This window comes from Streptomyces verrucosisporus (genome assembly GCF_017114865.1).
GTDB lineage: Bacteria > Actinomycetota > Actinomycetes > Streptomycetales > Streptomycetaceae > Streptomyces > Streptomyces fenghuangensis.
Genome location: NZ_JADEYH010000027.1, coordinates 1 through 19,112, shown reverse-complemented (window position 1 = coordinate 19,112; position 19,112 = coordinate 1). Strand labels below are relative to the sequence as shown.

The window sequence follows — 19,112 nt, the reverse complement described above, 5'->3', positions numbered from 1 at the left end:
TTTCCGGCCCGGTCCCGGGCTGGTCCCGGACCGGCCCGCCTCAGAGCCGGCCGCCCCTGACGGCCGCCACGAACGGCCCCCAGCCCTCGACGCCGAACACGACCACCGGCCCGGACGGCCGCTTGGAGTCGCGCACGGGTATCAGTCCGGGGAGGTTGTCGGCGACCTCGATGCAGTCGCCGTTGTTGCCTCCGCTGTAACTCGACTTGCGCCAGTGCGCGCCGGTCAGATCACGCTTCACACCCACACTCGTACTCCTTCGCCGCCGACTCGATCATGGCCAGGGAGACGTCGGGCGACAGCGCGGACGCCCTCGCGTGGTCGAAGGCGGCCTCACACTTGCCCACCACCGCCGGATCGTCCAACAACTCCCCGCTGAAAGGGCCTTCAACGTACGCCACGGGCGGCGCGTCCACGAACGTCATCACGGTCAGGTTCCCCTCCAGCAGCGCGTGCGCCCGCGCGCTGAACGGCAGCACCTGCACGAGTACCCGGTCGCCCTCCGCCAGTTCGGCGATGTGCCGCAGTTGCCCTGCCATGTCGGCGTCGCTGCCGATGGGGCGCCGAAGGATGCTCTCGTCCAGAATCGCCCACAACTCGGGGGCTGTTGGCTCCTCCAGGAGCCGCGCCCGCGCCATCCTGTTTCTGACGCCTTCCTCGTTCCGCTCGGCCGGGCGGAACGGCTGAGCCGCCCGGAAGACCGCGCGTGCGTACCCCTCGGTCTGGAGCAGTCCCGGCACCAGCGTCGGTGAGTAGGTGCAGATCGTGGTGGCGAGGGTCTGGAACTCCGCCGCCTCCGCGAAGTAGTCGGCGAACGGCGAGCTGTTGACCAGCTCCTCGCACATCCGGGCGAAGCAGCCGTCCATGTCCAGTTCCTCGTCGAAGCGGCGGGCCAGCTCCGACTGCGGCCTGCGGACCGCCGACTCGAACTGCCCGATGTACGAGCCCGAGCAGAACACCCGCTCACCCAGCTCCTGTTGGGTGAAGCCCGCCGCCTCGCGGCGGCGTCTCAGTTCGGATCCGAAGAACTCCCAGCCGATCCTCGGCCGCCCGGGACGGCCCGGTCCGCTGCCACCGCCGGCCATGGCGTCACTCCCCCAACAAGGTTCACCGCATCGGTCTAACTCTGGCGAGCTTAGCTTTCGGCCGCCACTGTGGGTATCCATTCGGAAACTCTCGGCATGCACAGGAGGCCAGGCGTGGTCGTGACAGGACGACAGCCCGATCGTGAACGGCTCGGCGTCGCGGAGGAGGCGGTGGACGAGCTGCGGAAGGCGCTGCTCGGCGCGGGTGTCACGCTCCCCTCGCTGCGCGTGGACCTCGTCTCGTACGCGGGCGAGACGACCGATCCGCCGCTGGTGGAACTGGGCCGCTGCACCCCCGCCACGGCGCGGCGGCTGGCCGCCGCGCTCGCGCGGCCCGTCACGGAGGGTGAGGAGGAGTGAACCCCGTGGTCGGTTCGTACGCCGTGGACAGCCGCAGCGACCGGGTGGGGCAGGTGATGGGGACGGTGGGCGGGCTGGTGCAGCTCCGGCCGCCCGGCGGGGGGCTGGAGTGGGACTGCCCGGCCGACGCGCTGCGGCCGGCCGGGACGTGCGAGGAACTGCGCGCCCGGGTCACCGAGATCAACCGCGACCGCACCAGGAGGCTGCCGTGAGCACGCGCGGTGTGATCCGTTTCGCGAGCTGGACGCTGGAGCCCGACCGCGAGCCCGACGCGGAGCCCGTCACGTACGCGATGGAGTGCGCGGTGTGCGGGCGGCGGTCGGGGGCGGGCGTCGATTTCCAGGACGCCCAGCGCTGGGCGCTCGTCCACGCGGGCCGCAACCCCTCCCACCACACCTACCGCGAGGTCATCCACCGCCCCTGGCGGGCGTGGATGCGCTGACGCCCGTCCGGCAGGCGGGAGGCCGATGCGACGGCGGGCGGCGACGGCGCATCGCCGTCGCCGCCCGCCCGGTGGCGCTCCCGTACAACCCTCGGGCCCCTTCGCTGGTCTCCCAATGGCCACACGTCCGGAATCCCTGCGCCAAATTCCTCTCAGAACAGGGTTGTTGGGCGGAAAGCACCCCACATCGGCCGGGGCCTCACCACGTCCCCGCAGGCAGCAGGAGAGTTCCCGCATGCACCAGCACGTCCGTCTCGCCCTGGCGACTGCCACCGCGCTCTCGCTGGCGACCGGTCTGCTCGCCCTCGCCCCTGCCCCGGCGGCGGCGGACACCCCGCAGGAGACGGTGGTCCCGGCCACCGAGCGCACCACCGACGTCTCCGTGGTCCCCTACAGGGCGGAGACCCGGTGGGGCACGGACGGCGCCGGGGCCGAGGGCTTCTTCCACACCATGGAGGGCCGCTCCGGTCTGCGGTGGACGCGCTACTCCGACGGCGAGACCGTCCCTGTCTCCGAACGGCACGGTCTCACCTCGCCCGGGTCGACCGGCAGTGACGTACTCGCCCAGCGGGAAGGGAGAGTGATCACCCTGTGGGACGCCGCCCAGGGGACGTCGCGCACCCTGGAGATCCCCGAGGGATACGGGGATTACGGCGTCTTCGGTTCCACGGTCGCCGTCCACCGCACCGTCACCGACGAGAACGGGGCGCAGACCAGGGAGGCGAGCCTGCTGACCCCGGCAGCCGACGGCAGTGTGGAGACCGTGGTCGTCGGCGGGCTGCCGCCGGGCTCCCAGATCGGCATGCCCACAGCGGCCGACGAGACGCACATGGCCTTCCTCATCTATGTGGACGGACAGTATCGGACCGCCCTGGTCGACCGTGCGACCGGAAGGGCCGAGGGCTGGACCGTACCGACCGCGATCGGCTACGGCCACGCCGTCCTGACGACCGAGCACCTGGTGCTGTACAGCACCCTCGACGACACCCTCCTGGCCGTACCGCGCGACGACCTCTCCGCGACCCCGGTCGAGGTCGAGCTGGAGAGCGGCGCCGTCAGCCCGGCGCACCACTTGGCCGCGGTCGGGGACTGGCTGGTCTACCGCAGGTCCCACGCGACGGAGCCCGTCAGAGCCGTACCGGCGACCGGCGGCGAGGCGGTCACACTGTTCACCAAGGCCTATCCGAAGATCACCAAGGCCCCCTCCCACTCCGCCGTGGTCGTCGGCCGCACCGGCGAGGACGACTGGGGCATCCACCGTGTGACCGAGGGCGAGGACGGCAGGCCGGCCGTCACCGTGTTCAAACCGCTGCCGCGCCCGGACGTGACGATCCGGGGAATCTCACTGGCCCACGGACGGCTGGTCGTCACCGACGACAGCCGGGGCCGCAGGGAGTCCTGGCTGCGGGACGTCGCCACGACCGGCACCCCCGAATTCGGCGAGCGCACCCTGTTCAACAACAGCCCCGTCCAGTACGAGCCCTGCCCGGCGGAGGACCCCGGCTGCGCGCGGGTCCACGGTCTCGCGGACGGACGGATCGCCTGGCTGGACCGGGGGGCCGACGGACAGGACACGATCAGGATCGACAGCCGGGGGACGTACGACGACTTCTCCTTCCCCGCCGAGGCGGGCGGCGAGATCACGGACGCGTCCGGCGACTACCTGCTCCACACCGCGCCCGGACGGCAGGCCGTGTACCGCATCGGACACTTCGACAATCCCGTGCTCGCCCGCGACCCGGGCCCGGCGGCGGTGTGGGGCGATGTGCTGTGGACCCCGGGCTCCGATCCGGGCACCGTCACCGGCTACGACCTGGTCGCGAAGAAGACGGCCGCGACGGTGGACACCGGCGCCGACTGCGCGCCGGAGGAGCTTCAGGTCGTGGGCCGGTGGCTGTACGTCGACTGCTCCGGTGACGCGCCGTCGGCGGTCCACGACCGCGAGGCGGGGACGACGGTGGCCGTACCGGACGGTGAGGCGCTGCTGGGCAACGGCTACCTGGTCACCCACGACCGCACCTCCGGCGACCTGACGCTGACCACCATGACCGGTGGGGCGGCCGCCGGCCGGGTCATCGGCCACCTGCCCGACACCGGGCACTCGCAGCGCCGGGTGCGCTGGACGGTGGACGAGTTCGGCGGCCACGCCGCCTGGGTGGACGACCAGGGGCGCGTCCACCTGGTGCCCTCCGGCGCGCCCACCAGCGCGCTGACCGCCGTCGGCGCACCGGAGAAGTCCCCCGAGGTGTGGGCGGCCACCGCCGAGGCCGCGCCCAGCCCACTGACCTCGGTGCTGCTGTCCAAGCCGGCCGACCGCTGGACGCTGACCGTGCGGGACGCCGTGACCGGCCGGACGGTGGACACCTCCACCGGCGGCGCGGCCGGCGGTCGGCTGGAGGTGGGCTGGCGCGGCCTCCACCCAGGCTTTTCCCGGGACGTGTTCCTGCCCGACGGCCGGTACGACTGGACACTGGCGGTCACCCCGGCCGACGGCCACGGCCCCGCCCTGACCTACGGCGGCACGACCGTGCTGCGCGGCGCCGGCAAGGCGCGCCACGACCACGCCGGGCCCAGGCAGCCGGACGGGGTGGGCGACCTGGTGACCGTCAGCACGGGCGGCTGGCTGACCTTCCAGCACGGCGACGGATCGGGCGGCTTCTCCGGCAAGACCAGCTTCTACGGCTGGTCGAACCGGATCACCCCGGTCTCCTTCGGCGACCTCGACGGCGACCGCTGCAACGACCTGCTGCTGCGGATGCCGGACGGTGAGCTGCGCGGCTACCGGCCCGAGTGCGGGGAGGCGGTCGGGTTCGACACCCCCTACACCGGCCTGGGCACCGGCTGGGACGCCTACGACATGCTGACCTCGCCCGGCGACCTGACCGGCGACGGGCGCGCCGACCTGCTGGCGCGCCGGACCTCCACCGGCGACATCCACCTGTTCGCCGCCGAGGCCGGCGGGACGCTGGCGGCGGGGAAGAAGATCCGCTCGGGGTGGACGTACACCAAGATCGTCGGCGTCGGCGACCTGAACGGCGACGGCCACGGCGATCTGCTGGCCCACCGCAAGGACGGCGCCCTCTTCCGCTACGACGGCACCGGCACCGGCCTGCTGGAGAGCCGCGTCCTGGTCTCCGCGAAGTGGGGACTGTCCTACGACACGGTGGCCGGCGTCGGCGACATCACCGGCGACGGTCACGCCGACATCGTCGTGCGGGACACCGACGGCGTGCTCTACCGCAACCACGGCAAGGGCGACGGCACCTTCACCAAGCGCACCGAGATCGGCACCGGCTGGGGCGGCTACAAGAGCCTGTCCTGACCGCTGCCGGCCGGCTTCCCCGTCCCGGCCCCGCCTCCGGCCCCGGGGTGCTCCCTCGCGCGGAACCACCACGGCCGCCGCCACGGCCGCCACGGTGACCGCCGAGGGACACCCCGGCCGACGGCCGACGGGACCGGCCCCGGGCCGGGCGCATCCCGCGCCCGGCCCGGGGCCGGTCTCCGTACGAGGTTCGTCAGGCCCGGATCACCGTGTCAGTCGCGCCCTGGCTTGATGCCCAGCGGGGCGGCGATCTCCGCCGCCATCACCGCGCCGGCCTCACGCTCCAGCTGGAGGTCGTCGGCGTCGGTGTCCGTGTCCAGGCCCTCCAGCTCGTCGAGGGGGGTGTCGAGGCGGACGTGGGCCACCAGCGACTGGAGGGCGCGCAGGGAGGCGGAGGCGGTGGGGCCCCAGTTGGACAGGTAGGAGAACTGCCACCACCACAGCGCCTCGCTGATCCGCCCGGCCCGGTAGTGGGCCATGCCGTGGCGCAGGTCGGTGACCACATCCGCGATGTCGTCGGAGATGCGGCAGGCGACCGGGGCGCTGCGCGCGTACGGGTCGAAGACCTCCGAGTAGACGTCCACCGGGTCCAGCAGCCGGGCGAGCCGCATGCGCAGCTCGTCGACGTCCGGCTCCGGGCCGGTGTCCGGCTCGTACCGCTCCTCCGGGACGATGTCCTCGTGGGCGCCGAGGCGCCCGCCCGCGAGCAGCAGCTGGGACACCTCCAGCAGCAGGTACGGGACGGCGCTGTCCGGCTCGTCCCCCTTGGCCACCTCGGTGACCGCCACGAGGAAACTCTCGACCTGGTCCGCGATCTGCACCGCGAAGTCGTCCGGGCTGCGGTCCTGGTCGCGGTCCCGGCCGAGGTCCTGGTTGCGGTCCCGGCCGTGGTTCTCGGGCATGGCTTCAGACATCGAGCAGTCTTCTCCCCTCGAAGGCACGTCCCAGCGTGACCTCGTCGGCGTACTCCAGGTCTCCTCCGACGGGGAGACCGCTGGCCAGCCTGGTCACGCGCAGGCCCATGGAGGACACCATGCGCGCGAGGTAGGTGGCCGTGGCCTCCCCTTCGAGGTTCGGGTCGGTGGCCAGGATCAGCTCGGTGACGGTGCCGTCGGCGAGCCTGGCCAGCAGTTCCCTGATCCGCAGATCGTCCGGGCCCACGCCCTCGATCGGGCTGATCGCGCCGCCGAGGACGTGGTAGCGCCCCCGGAACTCGCGCGTCCGCTCGATGGCCACGACGTCCTTGGGCTCCTCCACGACGCAGATGACCGACGGATCGCGGCGCGGGTCCTGGCAGACCCTGCACCGCTCGGCCTCCGCGACGTTGCCGCAGACCTCGCAGAACCGGACTTTCTCCTTCACCTCGGTCAGCGCGTGGGCGAGGCGGCGGACGTCCGCCGGTTCGGCCTGCAGGATGTGGAAGGCGATCCGCTGCGCGCTCTTGGGACCGACGCCGGGCAGCCTGCCCAACTCGTCGATGAGGTCCTGAACCACGCCTTCGTACACGGCCGCCTACTCCACTCTTCCCGCTCTGCCCTTGTCACTCCCGTACGGTCCCCGCGCCGACCGTACGCTCATTTCCGCTTTTCGGTGCACCATGCACCCGGCGCGCGGTCCGTGCCGGGCCTTCCTCAGAAAGGCAGGCCCGGCATGCCGCCCAGCCCCTGGGCGAGGGGGCCGAGCTTCTGCTGCTGGAGCTCCTGCGCGGCGGCGTTCGCGTCGCGGACGGCCGCCAGGACCAGGTCGGCGAGGGTCTCGGTGTCCTCCGGGTCCACCGCCTTGGGGTCGATCACCAGGCCCTTGAGCTCACCGGAACCGGAGACCGTGGCCTTCACCAGGCCGCCTCCCGCCGATCCCTCGACATCGGTGTCGGCCAGCTCCTGCTGGGCAGCGGCGAGGTCCTGCTGCATCTTCTGGGCCTGCTGGAGCAACTGCTGCATGTTGGGCTGGCCACCACCGGGGATCACGGGATTCGCTCCTGGCTCGCTCGACGACGTGTGCGCGTGTGCGTACACGTGCTCGCCGCGTACGCGCCCGCCTTGTACTCCGTATACCCCTGAGCGTACGCGTTTCCCCTGCCTCTTGGCCTCGTCGGGCCCGGGTCGTTTCCGTCCCCGGCGGATACGCGGGCGCACGGGCGCACGGACGCACGGGGCGTCACTCGTGGTAGAGCTCCTCCAGCACCGTCGCGCCCAGCTCGCGCACGATCAGGTCGTGGCCGGACAGGGCGGTCTCGTCCAGATCCGGGTCGTCCTCGGCCGGCATGTCGTCCTCCGGCGCCACGGGTGGCGGGGGCGGCGGCTCGGCGTCGCCGCGCGGCGCGGGCGCCTGGGGCGCCTGCGGCCGGGAGGGCTGCGACTGCTGGGGCTGCGGCCGGGCCGGCGCCGGCTGCTGCCCGGACGGCGCGGAGGACGGAGGCTGCGCGGCCGGTGCGGAGGGCGCCGCGGCGGCGGCCGGACGGAAGCCCCCCGCGCCCCCGGGGGAGTACGGGGCCTGCCCCTGCGGCGGCGCGGAGCCGCCGGAGGGATCGACGACGGACTCGATCCGCCACTGCACACCGAACCTGTCGGCCAGCGCGGCGCTCAGCACCTCCTCACTGCCTCCGTTGGCGAAGCTGTCGCGAGCCCCCTGGTTGGAGAAGCCGAGCCGGAGCGTCGTCCCGTCGAACCCGGCGACGTGCGCGTTCTGGCTGAGCAGGATCCAGGTGAACCGGCGGCGGCCCTTGACGGCCTCCAGGACGTCGGGCCACATCTGCCGCACCTGCGCGGCTCCCTGCCCGGCGTCGGTACCGCCCCGGGGCGGCGCGGGGGCCTGGGCCGGGGGGGCCGGAGCCTGCGGCTGCGGCGCGGGGGCTGCCGGGGCCTGGGCCTGTGCGGGGGCGGACGCCGGAGTGGGCCAGGCGCCGGGGCGCCTGCCGTCGTCCTGCGGCCGGTCGGGCTGCTGCGCCGGCTGCTGACCGGGCCACGCCCCGGGGCGGGCCTGCGGCTCCGCCTGACCGCCACCGCCCGGTGCCGCCCCCGGCCAGGCGCCGGGCCGCCTGCCGGCGTCCGGTGCGGGCCCGCCCTCCGGCTGCCCCGCGGGCGCGGAGGGCTGTGCGGGCCGGGCAGGTGGCATGGGCTGTTCGGGCGGCGGGGCCTGCGGTGCGGGCGCGCCCTGCTGCCCGGCCAGGGCCGTACGGGCCGCCGCCGGACCGCCGCCCGGCGCGGGGGGCGCCGGAGGCGCCCCCGCAGGGGCTCCCCCCGCCAAACCCGCACCCACCGGACCCGCACCCGCCGCCAGGCCGCCCGCGGGACTCGCGCCCCGCTCCAGACGGTCCAGGCGGGCCTGGAGGGAGCGCTCGTCGCCGTACGCCGCGGGCAGCAGGACCCGGGCGCAGATCAACTCCAGCTGCAGCCGCGGCGAGGTCGCGCCGCGCATGGCCGTCAGGCCCTCGTTGACGATGTCCGCCGCCCGGCTCAGCTCGGCCGGGCCGAAGACCGACGCCTGCGCCGTCATCTTCTCCACCACGTCGGCGGGGGCGTCGATCAGGCCCTTCTCCCCGGCGTCCGGCACGGCGGACAGGATCACCAGATCGCGCAGCCGCTCCAGCAGGTCGGCGACGAAGCGCCGTGGATCGTGCCCGTCCTCGATCACCCGGTCGACCACCTCGAAGGCCGCCGCGCCGTCACCCGCCGCGAAGGCGTCCACCACGGAGTCCAGCAGCACGCCGTCGGTGTAGCCCAGCAGCGCCGTGGCCATGGCGTACGTCACGCCGTCCGGGCCGGCGCCCGCCAGCAGCTGGTCCATCACCGACATCGAGTCACGCACGGACCCGGCCCCGGCGCGCACCACCAGGGGCAGCACCCCGTCCTCGACGGGGATGGCCTCGCGCTCGCACACCTCGGCGAGGTAGTCGCGCAGGGTGCCCGGCGGCACCAGGCGGAAGGGGTAGTGGTGGGTGCGCGACCGGATCGTGCCGATGACCTTCTCGGGCTCGGTCGTCGCGAAGATGAACTTCAGGTGCTCCGGGGGCTCCTCGACCACCTTCAGCAGGGCGTTGAAGCCCTGCGGGGTGACCATGTGCGCCTCGTCGATGATGTAGATCTTGTACCGGCTGGAGGCGGGACCGAAGAACGCCTTCTCGCGCAGGTCGCGGGCGTCGTCCACACCTCCGTGCGACGCGGCGTCGATCTCGATGACGTCGATCGAGCCGGGCCCGTTGCGCGCCAGGTCCCGGCAGGACCGGCACTCACCGCACGGGTTCGGCGTCGGACCCTCCTCGCAGTTCAGGCAGCGGGCGAGGATACGGGCGCTGGTCGTCTTGCCGCAGCCGCGCGGCCCGCTGAAGAGGTACGCGTGGTTGACCCGGTTGTTGCGGAGGGCCTGCTGGAGGGGGTCGGTGACATGCTCCTGCCCGATGACCTCGGAGAAGGCCTCGGGGCGGTAGCGGCGGTACAGCGCGAGGGACGACACGCCTCCGACGATATAGGCCGCCGCCGACAACCGTGCCCCTGTGGGGAGCGGGGGGCGCGCTTGTCGGCGGGAGGAAAGTCAGGCGCCCCCCACGCACCCGCCAGAGCTCACCTACCCTTGCTGCCTTCCGGCCCTGGGGGAGTTCAGCGAGATGGCGCCACGTGAGGGGCTGCGCCAAGCCTACCGGATACCGGAGGGTGCTCGGACCCGGGACGGGGGACGGGGACAGCCCCGGGGGTCGGGTTCGCAACCACTGCCCCGCGTCATGTAATGTCTCCGGCGGAGGATTCGCCTAGAGGCCTAGGGCGCACGCTTGGAAAGCGTGTTGGGGGCAACCCCTCACGAGTTCGAATCTCGTATCCTCCGCAGCCGCCCACCAGGGCAGACGCAAGGCCCCGACCGGTCACGGTCGGGGCCTTCGTCGTTCCCTGGTCTCAGTTCTGGTCTCATTCGCGGTGATCGGATCGGCACGGACGTGGGCGGACAGCGCCCGCCGCGCCTGCCGAGCGACGCGTCCCCGTGCCGCGCTCCGGGCCTCCGTCCTCCCCTAATCCGGCGGCCCCATCGATCACGGGCCTTGCTCCGGCTGCTCGCACTGCTGGGTCTGCCACCAGAAGCGCGGAACCTGACCACCCCGTAACGGGGCTCGGCCGGATACCCCTCGAATGGAGCACAGGCACCTGGTCAGCCCATGGGTAGGCCCTGTCTGGCTTCACAGCGATAGGGAGGAGAACGATCATGCCCACCAACGACATTGACATCGACGCGCTCCCGCCGGACACCCTCGTCGTTGAGAACGGACAGGTCACCCCGATCGGGAAACAGGTCATCGCGAAGGTGGCCGGGGACCTGGTCACCGCCTGCCGACAGGCTGACGCCCCGCAGGTCGTGCTCAGAGAGCTTCCGGAACTCATCGCCAAGCACACGGCGGAGATCGCCGGCCGACGCAGCCACGTCGAGTCCAGCCCGCTACGCACGGTCCTCGCCAGCCTTATCGGGTCCGAGTGTCTGGAGCGACGCCCCGGTCGCGATCCGCTGACCGGCGACCGTACAGACGGCCGACCGGACACCGACGACACCAGGCTCGATCGCCTGCCCTGTACCCGGCAGCACGGCCACGGTGGCGACCACAGCGACGCCCTTGGGCGGACCTGGCAGAGGGCGGAGGTTCCGGCATGAAGATCCTGACCCCTGAGCGCCTCCTGCCCGTGTCGCTCCACCTGCGCCGAGGTGACGCCCAGCAGGCGAATGCCATCATGCTGCGTCGCGACGGCGACCGTTTCACCACCACCTACGACCCCGAGCGGGCCTCCCTCGACACGGTGGTCATGCTCGGCCGTGTCCGTTTGTCCTCCGAAGGCATCACCATCTCCGAGGTGATCCTCGAAGGCCACGACCCGGACCTCACAGCCTTGTACCGCGCTGCCTCGAAGTTGCTCCTGAACGTGGAGATCACCAGTGGACCGCGAGTCGCCGAGCCCGTTGTAGAGGTGCGCAGCCAGGACCCGATGCAGGCGGTGTACTTCATCCCGGAGGGCTGGGACCTGTCCGACGCTCTTACCAGGCTGCCCGCCGCGTTCGCCTCCGCCCGACCAGAGGTCGCCCGCCACCTCGAAAAGATCGAGCAGGCGAAGAAGGGCTCTGACGGGAAGGTCCGCTGTGCCCTCGACGTGTTGGCCGTGCTGATCCTGGAGACTGACGACCCGGAGGGCGTCTACAGCGAAGTGCTACAACTGCTCAGCCCGACCAGCACCGAGAAGAAGACGGCCTCCCCCGCTACGGCGGCCTGAGCTTCCATTGGCATGATCTGGGGGTCGGCGGCTCTGCCGCCGACCCCCAGATCATGAGGACAAGCGGTTCATGCAGCGAGGCGCCCCGGTGAGGCGGGGACTGCCTCCCCACCCCGCCCCCTGCGCTCATGCCCTCACCAGTAGGGCGCCGGGCGCTACCACTCGTCGGTGTCGCCGTACTTTCCCGGGTTCCGGGCGCGGTCCACAGCCTGTGCGCAAGCCTCGGCGAAGGCCGCCTCGACGGCTGCCTTGTCCGTGCCTCGCACCTGGGCCTCGACCTCCTGGCCCGCGCCGGGACGCCGGACCGTGCGCCAGGCCGAGGCGCGGTCGGTGTAGCGGTCGGTCTCGAACTCCCAGGCCGGTAGCGACCACTGCTCCGGGGATCCGGTCGCCGCACGTTCTCCGCCGGGGAGGAACAGGGCCCTGGCGTGGAAGACCACGGCCCGCTCGGGCACCCGCTCGCGGATGGTGCTCGCGCCGCCGGGGCCCTGATGCTCCCAGCGCCAGCGGTCCCACTGCTCGACCTCGGCGGCGTGGTCGGACCAGTCATCACTCCACCGTTTCACCACCTCGTCGGCGTGCTCGCGGTGGAGGAAGGGGACACGCCGCTCCCCGAGGCGAGCGACGTGCACCGCCAGCTCGGCGGGTACCGGGCTCCGGCCGGCACCCGGCGCAGCATCTCCCGCGATCTGGTCCGTGCCCCAGAGGAGGCTGCCGACCTTGGCGGCGGTGTCCTTGAGGACGCGGCTGGTCAGGTGCTGGTAGCGGCGGCGCATCCGGGCGGACTTGCCTGGCTCCCAGCCCATGACGGCGTCGACGACCGCGTCGGAGACGCCGAGGATGAGCAGGACGGTCGCCGCGGTGTGGCGGGCGTCGTGAAGGCGGGCATCCCGGACGCCTGCGGCCTTCAGCAACTCCTTCCACCGGTGGTAGTCGGTGTTCGGGTTCAGGGGCTCGCCGGTGGGCCCGTCCGGCACCAGGGGCGCCGGGCGGGAGGGCTGCGGCCGAGGGCGGACCGCAGCCAAGCAAGGCCGGCCGCAAGGGCAGGGCAAGGAAGGGGAGGTCGCGTCCGCGGGACATGAAGCAGCGCCCCGCGCACAGCGTCCGCCTCAACGACCAGGAAATCGCCGTCATCCAGGCCGGCGCCGACCACGTCGGCATGAGCGTGGCCGGGTTCCTGGCCCACTCCGCGCTGGCCGCCGCCCGCGACCAGTCCCGCACCGCCGCGGCCATCGCCACCGAGCGGGACATCCTGACGGCCCTGTTCGGTGTGCGTCGTCAGCTCGGCTGGGCGGGCAGCAACGTCAACCAGATCGCCCGCGCCCTCAACTCCGGTGCCGCCGCGCCCGATGTGGCCGCCGCCCTCGCCGACCTGCAGCGTGCCGCGCAGGCCGTCCAGCGGGCAGCCGACAGGGTCGCCGGCGGGTCGGAGGGCGAGGCGGCTTGATCCCCCGGGTCCACCGGCAGGGCAGCAACACCCTCGGGCTGCTGCACTACCTGTACGCCAAGGGCACCCACGAGGAGCACACCGACCCGCACCTGGTCGCTTCCTTCGACGGCATGGCCCCCGACCCCGGCCGCGACCCCTCGGTGACGAAGAGGGACCTCCAGCACCTCCTCGACCAGCCCCTATCGCTGCTCGACGCTGGCCGGCGCCCGGCCAAGCATGTGTGGCACTGCTCGGTGCGCGCCGCGCCCGACGACCCGATCCTGTCCGACGAGCAGTGGGCTGCGATCGCCCGCCGCATGGTCGCTGCCACCGGCATCGACCCCGGCGACGGGGCCGGCTGCCGCTGGGCCGCCGTCCGCCACGCCGACGACCACATCCACATCATCGCCACCCTCGTCCGCGAGGACGGCCGCCGCCCCGACCACCACCGCTCCGGCAAACGCGCCCAAGCCGAGTGCCGCCTGATCGAAAAGGAACTCGGCCTGCACCAGGTCGCGCCCGGGGACGGCACGGCTGCTAAGCGGGCCACCAGCGCGGAGCGGTACAAGGCCGAACGCGCGGGCAGGGAGCGCCCGGCGCGGGAGGAGCTGCGGGAGACCGTACGGCGCGCGGTGGCCGGCGCCGGCAGCGAGGAGGAGTTCTTCGACCGGCTGGCCGCCGCCGGTCTGCTGATCCGCAAGCGCGTCGCGCCCTCCGGTGACCTGCTCGGCTACACCGTCGCGCTGCCCGATGACCGCAACGGTGAGAAGGAGCCGGTGTTCTACGCGGGCTCCACGCTCGCACCCGATCTGTCCCTGCCCCGCATCCGCGAACGCTGGACGCTTCCCGCGGAGGCCGCTTCGGCGGACGGCTTCCGGCCGGAGCAGCCGGCCCTGCCGGATGTGACAGGTCCCGCGTTCGCGCGGCGCCGGGCCACCGCCGCCACCTGGCAGGCGCTGCTGATCATCGATCACGGTGGCGACGGTGCGGCAGCGGCGCAGATCGCCGCGGCGGGTGAGGTGCTGGACGCGCTGGCCAAGACCTCCGCCGCCCATACCCGCGCCGAGCTGCGCAAGGCAGCCTTCGTGTTCGAGCGAGCCAGCCGCTCCCACGTGAAGACTGTACGGGGGCATGACCGCGCCCTGCGCCAGGCCGCCCGCGACCTCGTCCACAGCGGACCCGCTCTGGGCCGAGGCGAAGACGGCGCCACCACCGCCATGCTCATCGACATGGCCTCCTTCCTCGCCATCGCCGCGGCGAACTGGCACGCGAGGAAGCACCACAGCCAGCAGGCCGCAGCCGCCCGGCAAGCCGCCGAACACCTGCGCGCCGCTTACGAAGCCGCCGCAGGTGAGCCCATGGCCGTCCTCTGCCGGCGAGGCCACCGTCTGTCCCCGCGGGCTCGGCAGCGGCAAGTCGACCTCCTGCACGAGGTGCTGCCGGACCTGGCCACACGGGTCCAGGCCGAGCCCGGCTGGCCCGCCCTGGCCGCCACCCTCGACGACGCCCACCAGGCCGGACACAACCCACGAGCCCTGCTGACCGAAGCCACCGCCCACCGGGAACTGCACACCGCCCACTCCCTCAGCAACACCCTCACCTGGCGCCTGCGCCACCTCACCGGCATGGCAAGGGAAGAGTCCGTCCGCCCCACCCCCGCAGACACCGCGCAGCCAGGGGCCGCTGCAGCCGTACCCGGTCGCTCCCAGCCAGAGTCCCCGCGAAGGCGCCGGTGACGTGAAAATCGTCGTGATCACCGCGGTCGGGCATGTTCCCCGAGGGAACAGTGAACGTGTTCCCTCGGGGAACGCCCGGTCCGTTCCCTGAAGGAACAGGGCGAGGGCGGCCGGCCCCGGCCTTGCTGGGCAGCGCAGAAGGTGCCGTTGACGCCCGGTGCCCGTCTGCCGATGTTCGGCAGACGGGCACCGGGCGTCAGTCCCTCAGGAGGCTGGCTGCGTGAACAGCAGGGTGGGTTCGGCGAGGATGTCGCGGCCCAGTTCGCTCTTGTAGATCAGATCGATGCTGCCGAAGCGGGCCTGGCCGTAGTCCAGGCCGAGTTCGGCGACCGCCTTGCGGACGGCGTCCTCGGAGGTGCTCTCGACCTCCAGGAAGGTGGGCAGGTCCGGCCAGGTGTCGAGGTCGTAGGTGACGTCGCCGAGCCGCCACTCCTCGCGGTAGTTCTGCTGGTAGCGCACCTGGCGCAGGCCGAGGGCGGTGAGGAGTTCGGCGGTCTTCTCCAGGTCGCTGACCTCGACCTCGATCTCGGTGGTGCCGTTGATGTGGGTGGCGTCGGTGACCTGCTTCAGGGTGAGCGTGGTCCTGCCGCCCTCGTCCCGCAGTCGCAGCCACTGCTCGCCCTGGACGGCGTCGTTCTCGAAGATCAGGCGGGTGAACAGGGTCTTGTCGAAGACCCGCTCGGCTCCGGCCGACCGGAGGTGGTCGCGTACGGCGTCCACGTCGATCGCCAGGAACTTCGCCTCATACTCGTGCTGTGCCATCGCTTCCTGTTCTTCCTCGGTGGGTGGGGCCTATGCGGTCAGGTCGTGGAGGTCCTGCTCGCGCAGCTTTCTGACCTCGGCGCACACGTCGCTGCCCACGAACTCTTCCACGGGCAGGCACAGGTCCATGCGCTGAATGCACACACCGACGTGAAAGGTGCCCTTCGGATCGCGGTAGAGCCGCACCCCGTAGTAGCCCTCCTGACAGTCGACGCTGTTGTTGAACCGGCAGCCGGCGCACGTGCGGGGCAGCCGTAGCGACCGGATGTGCTTGACCACGAGCGGACGGCCGCCGGGGAGCCGGTAGGAGATGCGGAAGCCGGACGTACCGGCGATCAGCTTCACCTCCTGCGGCTGGGCGCCGAGCTCGTCCAGAAGGAGGTCGATGGCGTCCAAGGAGGCGTCCCCGTCGGCCAGGGAGGTCAGGATCCGGACGGACAACTGCGGAGAGTACTTCTCCAGCAGCCGGTGAACCCGGTGGACGTGGCCGCGGTCGGGGACGACGATGTTCGCCCGCGCTCCCACTCCCAGTTCCATCGTCAGGCGGATCGACTCCTCCAGCGCCTCGATCTTGCGTGCCGCAAGAGGCCGTGTCCGGAGGCGTGCGTTCTGTACCTGCGCGAGTTCCTCCGGGGTGGTGCCGAAGATCGAGAAGTTGACGTGGTCGAGTCCCGCCTGCGCACACCCGGGCAGGACCTTCGCGCCGTTCTCCCCGTTCGAGGTGACGCTGACCGCGTAACCCGTATCCCGTGCCAGGGCGACGAGCTGCGGCAGCCGGGGGTGGAGGGTCGGCTCTCCACCGGTGAGGTGGATCTCGTTCAGGTCCAGGACGTCGCGGAGCTGGGTGAGGGCGGTGCGGAAGGAGTCGTCGGGGAAGACCGGGGCGCTGACGAAGCGGGCGCCGTTCGTGGCGAGATAGATCGAGACGCGCCCGGAGCGGCCGGTGGTGGCGAAGCTGCCGGGGCGGTGTGCGCGGTTGTCCACGCTGACCGGGGTGCCCTCGTTGTGGCAGAACGTACACGTCATGCCGCACGAGTCGATGACCTTCACACGCAGGGTGCGGTCCATTGACACCCGGACGGGAACAGCACTGCTGAGACCTCGTAAGGCGCGGTGCTGGAACATGTGATGCTCCTTCGCATCATGGGAGTGGTTGTGGAACCCCGCCCCTGCCAGGCTCGGGCCGCCGTAGGGGGTACGGCATACGCACTGGCAAGGGCGGGGCGTCAGAGGCCGCTCCTCCTCGGCCGGAAGAAGACCGGCGAAGCGGAATCGGTATCGGCGGGTGAGACGGGTCAGCTCTGCGAGGCGAATGCGTCGGGTGTGGTGTGCGCGGCGCGGGGCAGCTCGGCCGTGTGCCGGTCCAGGTCGTGCTCGGCGACCTGGACCAGCATCAGAGCCGTGGCACCGGAACCCAGTGCCCACAGCCATCCCAGGCAGGTGTTGAGGTCCCCGGGCGGCCGGACGTGGGCGCCGACTCGTCGACCAACAGATGACAGAGCCTTCACAGATAGGCCTTTCTGGTGAGATATCCCTGCTTGGCGCACGCGAGTCCGCTCGCACCGGTGCTGATGGGGGGTAAGGCGAGGAGTTGCGCTTGGCTACGCGGTTGCCCGAAGGAGCGGACCGTTGAAGCGGCAGGCCGCCGCAGTCGGTCGGGCCCGGTTGGTCAACGGCCCTGTTCGGAGCCCGGCATCATCAGCGGTTATCTCGAACCAGACCACCTTTCCGGCGCGGTCCGGTCTGGTTCCCCATGCTGCGGACAGTGCGGAGACGAGCAGCAGTCCCCGTCCCGACTCCGCGTCCAGCACTTCGTTTTCCACCCGCGGGGGGTTCGGGGCGGCGTCGGTCACCTCAACTCGCACTCGGACGCCGGTCCAGCGGACACGGACAGCACAGGTGGAGCCGGTGTGCACCACGGCGTTGGTGATCACCTCGCTGGTCAGCAACCGCAGGTCATCCATCCGGTCCTCGGGGACGTCCAGTCCCCACCTGCGGACCGTGTCCACAACCCGACGCCGCGCCGCCGACACGGCTTCGTCAGTGGGCGTCACCAGGAAGCCGTAGTGCCTGGACTCGGCCACTCGTTTCGGCACGGCAGACCACACTCCGCTTCCCCCTCGCCTCGACGCCCGAAGAACCGGGCCGGGCTACGACCATCCACCGGCGCCCGCCGGCTCTGGAAGGTTTCACGGGGGTTTCAATGCCGCGCCGACTTCATGCGCAGGGCGTATCGGCCGCGCTACGTTGAGCATGCACACAGGCGATGACGTACACAGGCCGCGACGGGGGTCCTGATGACCGGTCAGCCGGAAGAAGTGCTCCAGCACCCACTGTCCTACGCGCGAGCCGCGCTCGGGATGGGTAAGGCGAGATTCGCCGAGACGGTCCGCCTCCACGGCCGGCTCCTGGGCCACAACCTGGGGACCACACGCTCGACCGTCTTCAAGTGGGAACGGGGCGACCACGTGCCGGACGACCCCACCCAGGAAGTCATCGCCCACCTGCTGCAGATCCCCGAGTCGGTCCGGAAAGCAGCCCCCTGGCCCCGCTGGCTCCCCGCCTGGGACTCCCTGACTTTTGCCGCACCGTGGACCCAGACAGCTACGCTGGAAGCCCTGACCTCACTTGCGGGGAGTGGACCCATGGACCGGAGAGGCTTTCTCGGTATCGGCGGTGCGGCACTCGTCGGCATTGGTACGCAGTGGGCAGCGGCCGACCCTGCCATCGCCGCGGCCGCGACCGGAGAAAAGGTCACGCCCGCCACGGTGGACCGGATGAGCGACCGGGTCGAGTCACTGCGCGCCATGGAACAGGAGACCGGAGGTGGCGACTACCTGGACTCCGCCCGCACCGACCTGAGCCTGATCAGCCGCATGCTCAAAAACGGCCGGTACAGCGAGGAGACCGCCCAGCGGCTCTACACCCTGGCCGCGGAAGTGTGCTGCCTGCTGGGCTGGATGAGCTACGACGCCAGCCTGCACACAGCCGCCCAGCAGCACTACACCGCCGCCCTCCGGGCCGCCAAGACGGCGGGCGACGACACCCTCGGCGCCCACACCCTGTGCTTCATGGCCACCCAGGCCGCCAACCAGCGCGAGCAACGTGCCGCCGTCGGCCTGATGGAAGCCGCCGACGCCGTACGTGACCGTGTCCCGGCCACGATGCGGGCTTCCCTCGCCGCACACCAGACCACCGTCTACACCAAGGCCGGCGACAAGAAGCGGGCAGCAGCAGCCCTCAACCGAGCCTTCGACGCCCTCGACCGCGGCGACCACTCCGACACACCCCCCTACCTTGAGTGGTTCGGCGAAGCCCAGCTCCGCTCCACCGAAGGTCGCTTCCTCCTGGCGACGGGACAGGCGGCAAAGGCCACCGAGGCCCTGGAACGCTCGGTGAACCAGGCAGCCCCCCGCGACCGCGCGGTCCGCTACGGCACCCTCGCCCTCGCCCACCAGCGCAACGGCGACCTCGACGGCGCACTGGACGCCACCCACAAAGCAGCCCACCTCATCGAGGAAGGCATCCACTCCCAGCGCGGCGTGGAACGCCTCCAGGAGGTCCGTAAAGCATTCGCCCCCTACCGCAACGAAGCGAAGGTCAAAGAAGCGTCCGAACGAATCGCGGCCCTGACGGCCTGAACGGATACAGGCAGGTCAGCCAGGGCATTCCGTCCATACAGGAATTCTGTGACCTGCAGAGTTGCGGCGTAGCCACACAATGAGGTTTTCCTC

Annotated in this window: 19 protein-coding genes, 1 tRNA gene, 1 other RNA gene and 1 pseudogene; 10 read left to right on the top strand and 12 right to left on the bottom strand. The window is 71.8% G+C overall.

The genetic code is table 11. The annotated features are described in order from the left end of the window. Positions 1-40: 40 nt before the first annotated feature. Together IQ279_RS22940 and IQ279_RS22935 are read right to left on the bottom strand one after the other, a co-directional pair. Positions 41-247 (bottom strand): DUF397 domain-containing protein, encoded by a 207-nt coding sequence (locus IQ279_RS22940; RefSeq protein ID WP_206351031.1) that lies wholly within the window; start codon positions 245-247, stop codon positions 41-43. Beyond that, positions 231-1,085, bottom strand: coding sequence for a helix-turn-helix domain-containing protein (locus tag IQ279_RS22935; protein WP_206351030.1), 855 nt, complete (start codon positions 1,083-1,085; stop codon positions 231-233). The genes IQ279_RS22940 and IQ279_RS22935 overlap by 17 nt, the downstream gene beginning before the upstream one ends. Positions 1,086-1,205: 120 nt before the next feature. On the opposite strand from IQ279_RS22935, the gene IQ279_RS22930 reads away from it, so the two are divergent. The 4 genes from IQ279_RS22930 (at position 1,206) to IQ279_RS22915 (ending at position 5,209) form a co-directional block, all read left to right on the top strand. Continuing rightward, entirely contained in the window at positions 1,206-1,445 is a 240-nt protein-coding gene (locus IQ279_RS22930) for a hypothetical protein (RefSeq protein WP_307792494.1), read from the top strand. 5 nt (positions 1,446-1,450) lie between these two features. Next, positions 1,451-1,657 (top strand): hypothetical protein, encoded by a 207-nt coding sequence (locus IQ279_RS22925; protein WP_241028599.1) that lies wholly within the window; start codon positions 1,451-1,453, stop codon positions 1,655-1,657. Continuing rightward, a complete protein-coding gene (locus IQ279_RS22920) occupies positions 1,654-1,887 on the top strand; it encodes a DUF7848 domain-containing protein (protein WP_206351025.1) in 234 nt (77 codons plus the stop codon). The genes IQ279_RS22925 and IQ279_RS22920 overlap by 4 nt, the downstream gene beginning before the upstream one ends. A gap of 235 nt (positions 1,888-2,122) precedes the next feature. Continuing rightward, positions 2,123-5,209: an FG-GAP repeat domain-containing protein gene (locus IQ279_RS22915; RefSeq protein WP_206351023.1), complete on the top strand. Its 3,087-nt coding sequence runs from the start codon at positions 2,123-2,125 to the stop codon at positions 5,207-5,209. Positions 5,210-5,421: 212 nt separating this feature from the next. Here IQ279_RS22915 and IQ279_RS22910 read toward each other — a convergent pair whose 3' ends face one another. The 5 genes from IQ279_RS22910 to ffs form a co-directional block, all read right to left on the bottom strand. Next, entirely contained in the window at positions 5,422-6,111 is a 690-nt protein-coding gene (locus tag IQ279_RS22910) for a DUF5063 domain-containing protein (RefSeq protein ID WP_206351101.1), read from the bottom strand. Positions 6,112-6,115: 4 nt separating this feature from the next. Beyond that, positions 6,116-6,715 (bottom strand): recombination mediator RecR, encoded by a 600-nt coding sequence (gene recR, locus IQ279_RS22905; protein WP_093657343.1) that lies wholly within the window; start codon positions 6,713-6,715, stop codon positions 6,116-6,118. Positions 6,716-6,840: 125 nt separating this feature from the next. Further along, positions 6,841-7,176, bottom strand: a complete 336-nt coding sequence (locus IQ279_RS22900) for a YbaB/EbfC family nucleoid-associated protein (protein WP_093851813.1) — start codon at positions 7,174-7,176, stop codon at positions 6,841-6,843. 190 nt (positions 7,177-7,366) lie between these two features. Continuing rightward, positions 7,367-9,661 (bottom strand): DNA polymerase III subunit gamma and tau, encoded by a 2,295-nt coding sequence (locus IQ279_RS22895; protein WP_206351021.1) that lies wholly within the window; start codon positions 9,659-9,661, stop codon positions 7,367-7,369. Positions 9,662-9,739: 78 nt separating this feature from the next. Continuing rightward, an RNA gene (gene ffs, locus IQ279_RS22890) (signal recognition particle sRNA small type) lies at positions 9,740-9,834 on the bottom strand. Between the two features lie 108 nt (positions 9,835-9,942). Here ffs and IQ279_RS22885 point away from each other — a divergent pair. From IQ279_RS22885 to IQ279_RS22875, 3 genes are all read left to right on the top strand, one after another. Continuing rightward, a tRNA-Ser gene (locus tag IQ279_RS22885) sits at positions 9,943-10,027 on the top strand. Positions 10,028-10,399: 372 nt separating this feature from the next. Further along, complete coding sequence (locus tag IQ279_RS22880; protein ID WP_206351020.1) at positions 10,400-10,840, top strand: hypothetical protein; 441 nt, start codon at positions 10,400-10,402, stop codon at positions 10,838-10,840. Beyond that, the gene (locus IQ279_RS22875) at positions 10,837-11,451 is read left to right on the top strand and encodes a hypothetical protein (protein ID WP_206351018.1); all 615 of its coding nucleotides are present in this window, start codon (positions 10,837-10,839) and stop codon (positions 11,449-11,451) included. The genes IQ279_RS22880 and IQ279_RS22875 overlap by 4 nt, the downstream gene beginning before the upstream one ends. 155 nt (positions 11,452-11,606) lie before the next feature. On the opposite strand, the pseudogene IQ279_RS22870 reads toward IQ279_RS22875, so the two are convergent. Then, positions 11,607-12,416: pseudogene (locus tag IQ279_RS22870) on the bottom strand (tyrosine-type recombinase/integrase); the annotation flags it as partial. A 113-nt stretch (positions 12,417-12,529) separates the two neighbouring features. Here IQ279_RS22870 and IQ279_RS22865 point away from each other — a divergent pair. Next, entirely contained in the window at positions 12,530-12,898 is a 369-nt protein-coding gene (locus IQ279_RS22865) for a plasmid mobilization protein (protein ID WP_241028575.1), read from the top strand. Next, complete coding sequence (locus IQ279_RS22860) at positions 12,895-14,616, top strand: relaxase/mobilization nuclease domain-containing protein (protein ID WP_206351016.1); 1,722 nt, start codon at positions 12,895-12,897, stop codon at positions 14,614-14,616. Before IQ279_RS22865 ends, IQ279_RS22860 begins: the two co-directional genes overlap by 4 nt. A 204-nt stretch (positions 14,617-14,820) precedes the next feature. Here the strand turns inward: IQ279_RS22860 and IQ279_RS22855 are convergent, their stop codons facing one another. The 4 genes from IQ279_RS22855 to IQ279_RS22840 form a co-directional block, all read right to left on the bottom strand. Further along, positions 14,821-15,378, bottom strand: coding sequence for a class IV adenylate cyclase (locus tag IQ279_RS22855; protein WP_206351014.1), 558 nt, complete (start codon positions 15,376-15,378; stop codon positions 14,821-14,823). Positions 15,379-15,408: 30 nt separating this feature from the next. Next, positions 15,409-16,503, bottom strand: a complete 1,095-nt coding sequence (locus tag IQ279_RS22850) for a radical SAM protein (RefSeq protein ID WP_206351012.1) — start codon at positions 16,501-16,503, stop codon at positions 15,409-15,411. A gap of 170 nt (positions 16,504-16,673) precedes the next feature. Beyond that, positions 16,674-16,886, bottom strand: a complete 213-nt coding sequence (locus IQ279_RS22845) for a hypothetical protein (protein WP_206351010.1) — start codon at positions 16,884-16,886, stop codon at positions 16,674-16,676. 93 nt (positions 16,887-16,979) lie between these two features. After that, positions 16,980-17,474 carry an ATP-binding protein gene (locus IQ279_RS22840; protein ID WP_206351008.1) on the bottom strand — a complete coding sequence of 165 codons (495 nt, stop codon included), beginning with the start codon at positions 17,472-17,474 and terminating at the stop codon, positions 16,980-16,982. A 201-nt stretch (positions 17,475-17,675) separates the two neighbouring features. On the opposite strand from IQ279_RS22840, the gene IQ279_RS22835 reads away from it, so the two are divergent. Next, complete coding sequence (locus IQ279_RS22835; RefSeq protein ID WP_206351007.1) at positions 17,676-19,019, top strand: helix-turn-helix domain-containing protein; 1,344 nt, start codon at positions 17,676-17,678, stop codon at positions 19,017-19,019. Positions 19,020-19,112 lie beyond the last annotated feature (93 nt).

Excerpts from the sequence above, each read along its gene's own strand:
- IQ279_RS22935 (WP_206351030.1), bottom strand. The coding sequence starts at position 1,085 with ATGGCCGGCGGTGGCAGCGGACCGGGCCGTCCCGGGCGGCCGAGGATC.
- IQ279_RS22915 (WP_206351023.1), top strand. The coding sequence starts at position 2,123 with ATGCACCAGCACGTCCGTCTCGCCCTGGCGACTGCCACCGCGCTCTCG.
- IQ279_RS22910 (WP_206351101.1), bottom strand. The coding sequence starts at position 6,111 with ATGCCCGAGAACCACGGCCGGGACCGCAACCAGGACCTCGGCCGGGAC.
- IQ279_RS22880 (WP_206351020.1), top strand. The coding sequence starts at position 10,400 with ATGCCCACCAACGACATTGACATCGACGCGCTCCCGCCGGACACCCTC.
- IQ279_RS22875 (WP_206351018.1), top strand. The coding sequence starts at position 10,837 with ATGAAGATCCTGACCCCTGAGCGCCTCCTGCCCGTGTCGCTCCACCTG.
- IQ279_RS22865 (WP_241028575.1), top strand. The coding sequence starts at position 12,530 with ATGAAGCAGCGCCCCGCGCACAGCGTCCGCCTCAACGACCAGGAAATC.
- IQ279_RS22855 (WP_206351014.1), bottom strand. The coding sequence starts at position 15,378 with ATGGCACAGCACGAGTATGAGGCGAAGTTCCTGGCGATCGACGTGGAC.
- IQ279_RS22850 (WP_206351012.1), bottom strand. The coding sequence starts at position 16,503 with ATGTTCCAGCACCGCGCCTTACGAGGTCTCAGCAGTGCTGTTCCCGTC.
- IQ279_RS22835 (WP_206351007.1), top strand. The coding sequence starts at position 17,676 with ATGACCGGTCAGCCGGAAGAAGTGCTCCAGCACCCACTGTCCTACGCG.